Source organism: Dietzia cercidiphylli (genome assembly GCF_014145145.1).
Lineage (GTDB): Bacteria > Actinomycetota > Actinomycetes > Mycobacteriales > Mycobacteriaceae > Dietzia > Dietzia natronolimnaea.
This window is the reverse complement of record NZ_JAALEA010000251.1, coordinates 1-2,569: the sequence shown is the minus strand read 5'-3', so window position 1 is coordinate 2,569 and position 2,569 is coordinate 1. Positions and strand designations below refer to the sequence as shown.

At 71.9% G+C, this 2,569-nt stretch carries 3 protein-coding genes; 1 reads left to right on the top strand and 2 read right to left on the bottom strand.

From position 1 onward, the window contains the following. Positions 1 to 122 precede the first annotated feature (122 nt). Together G6028_RS09620 and G6028_RS09615 are read right to left on the bottom strand one after the other, a co-directional pair. Positions 123 to 1,121 (bottom strand): metal ABC transporter substrate-binding protein, encoded by a 999-nt coding sequence (locus G6028_RS09620; protein WP_182617968.1) that lies wholly within the window; start codon positions 1,119 to 1,121, stop codon positions 123 to 125. Positions 1,122 to 1,135: 14 nt separating this feature from the next. Then, entirely contained in the window at positions 1,136 to 1,627 is a 492-nt protein-coding gene (locus G6028_RS09615; RefSeq protein ID WP_095717925.1) for a tRNA (cytidine(34)-2'-O)-methyltransferase, read from the bottom strand. 60 nt (positions 1,628 to 1,687) lie between these two features. On the opposite strand from G6028_RS09615, the gene G6028_RS09610 reads away from it, so the two are divergent. Then, positions 1,688 to 2,548, top strand: coding sequence for a bifunctional methylenetetrahydrofolate dehydrogenase/methenyltetrahydrofolate cyclohydrolase (locus tag G6028_RS09610; protein WP_182658736.1), 861 nt, complete (start codon positions 1,688 to 1,690; stop codon positions 2,546 to 2,548). The last annotated feature ends 21 nt before the right edge of the window (positions 2,549 to 2,569 follow it).

The following is a 2,569-nucleotide window of genomic DNA, read 5'->3' as shown; positions in this document are numbered from 1 at the left end:
CCCGGTCGGCACCGAGAGCGACACCGAGTCGAGCGCGCGGATCTGGCCGCGGTCGACGGTGAGGTCGGTGACGACGACGGCGGGCGGGCCCGTGTGCACGGAGAAGGGCAGTGGGCGGTCGGTCATGACGTCAGCTCCCGGGTGATCGTCTCGAGGTCGTGGTCGAGCAGGTCGAGGTAGGTGGGCACCGGGCCGCTGGGCGCGGAGAGGGAGTCGACGTACAGCAGGCCGGCGACCCTGCTGCCCGTTTCGGCCGCGACCTGCTCCATCGCCGCGCCGGAGACCGTCGACTCGCAGAAGACGGCGGGGATCTCACGATCACGCACCTCGTCGATCAGGGCGGTGACCTGACGCGGCAGCCCCTGGGACTCGCTGTTGACCGGCCACAGGTAGAGCTCCTCCAGGCCGAGGTCCCGGGCCAGGTAGGAGAACGCGCCCTCGCACGTGACCAGGACACGGCGGTCCTGCGGCACCGCCGCCACGGCCGCGCGGGCGCGGGACGCCAGCTCGTCGAGTTCGGCCACGTAGTCCTCGGCGCGAGCGAGGTACCCCTCGGCTCCCTCCGGGTCGACCTCGGTCAGGGCGCGGGCGATCGTCCGGATGTATCTCGCGCCCTCGTCGGGCGACATCCACGCGTGGGGGTTGGGCCGCCCGGTGTAGTTGCCGGAGCGCACCGGCAGCGGGTCGACCCCCTCGGAGGTGACCACGTGGCGTGCGTCGGTCCCGTCGATGAAGCGCAGCAGCCAGTCGTCCATGCCGAGACCGTTGCTCACCACCAGGTCCGCGCCCTCGACCCGCTTGAGGTCGTCGACGGACGGCTCGTACTGGTGGATGTCGGCGCCCGGGGTCGTCACCGACTCCACCCGGACCCGGTCTCCACCGACGCGGCGGGCCATGTCCGCGAGGATCGTGAAGGTCGTGGCCACCACGACCCGGTCGTCGGCCTCCCGGGCGGCGAACCGGGGCCGGTCGTCCACGTCGACCGCTCCCCAGGTGCCGGTGGTGCAGGCGGCCGCCACGATCGCGGTCACGAGTGCGACGACGACCGCGGCCGCGGGGGACCAGGGTCGCCGGCGACCGGCCCGGGGATTGCGGCCCCCGGCCAGATGAGATTTCGGCATACCGAAATATTAAGTCAAAGTGGCGGAATATCCATACCGCCTGGGTAGCCCTGCTGCCTCCAGGCCTCGTAGACCACCACGGCGGCGGCGTTGGACAGGTTCATGGAGCGGCGACCCGCCAGCATGGGGATGCGCACCGTCGCGGTCACGCGCTCGTCGGCCAGCACGTCCGGGGCCAGACCGGTGGGCTCGGGCCCGAACAGCAGGACGTCACCGGGGGAGAACCGGATCTCCGGCAGCGAGCGGTCGGCCCGCACGGTGAACGCCCACACCCGCGCCGGGAGTAGTCGCGCGTACGCGGCCTCGAGATCCTCGTGGACCTCCACGTGCGCCAGGTCGTGGTAGTCGAGCCCCGCCCGCCGCAGCTGCGGTTCGGACAGGTCGAAGCCCAGTGGCCCGGCCAGATGGAGTTCACACCCCGCCCCCGCCGCCAGCCGGATCGCGTTGCCGGTGTTGGGGGGGATGCGGGGTCGGTCGAACAACACACGCACGCCGGCTCCGGTCATGGCGGCCATTCTCGCAGTGCGCTGGCGACGTGGCCGCTCCGGAGTGGGATACTGGCGCCCGTGACCGCTATCAAGCTGGACGGAAAGCTCACCCGCGACGAGATCGTCGCCGACCTCACCGACCGGGTCGCCGCGTTGCGCGACAAGGGCACCACCCCGGGGCTGGGAACGGTCCTGGTGGGCGACGACCCGGGCAGCCACTCCTACGTCAAGATGAAGCACCGCGACTGCGAGCAGGTCGGCATCGCCTCCATCCGGCGTGACCTGCCCGCCGAGACCGGTCAGGCCGAGCTCGAGGCCGTGATCGACGAGCTCAACGCCGATCCCGCGTGTACCGGGTACATCGTTCAGCTGCCGCTGCCGAAGCACCTCGACGAGAACGCGATCCTCGAGCGCATCGACCCGGCCAAGGACGCGGACGGACTGCATCCCGTCAACCTCGGCAAGCTGGTCCTCAACGCGACGGCCCCTCTGCCGTGCACCCCCAACGGCGCCATCCACCTCCTGCGGCGATTCGGTGTCGAACTCGACGGGGCACACGTGGTGGTGATCGGCCGCGGGGTCACCGTGGGGCGCCCGATCGGGCTGATGCTCACCCGCCGCAGCGAGAACTCGACCGTCACCCTGTGCCACACCGGAACCCGGGACCTGGCCGCCGAGACGCGGCGGGCCGACGTGATCGTGGCCGCGGCCGGGGTGGCCCACATGCTCACGCCGGACATGGTCAAGCCGGGCGCGGCGATCCTCGACGTGGGGGTGTCCCGGCTCGACGGGAAGCTGGCCGGCGACGTCCACCCGGACGTGTGGGACGTCGCCGGTGCGGTCTCCCCGAACCCGGGTGGCGTCGGTCCGCTCACGCGGGCGTTCCTGCTGGCCAACGTGGTCGAGCGCTGCGAGCGGCTCGCCGCGGGGACGTCCTAGGCCCGCATGACCCACCCCGCC

Coding starts and splice junctions, on each gene's coding strand:
- G6028_RS09620 (WP_182617968.1), bottom strand. CDS start 1,121: ATGCCGAAATCTCATCTGGCCGGGGGCCGCAATCCCCGGGCCGGTCGC.
- G6028_RS09615 (WP_095717925.1), bottom strand. CDS start 1,627: ATGACCGGAGCCGGCGTGCGTGTGTTGTTCGACCGACCCCGCATCCCC.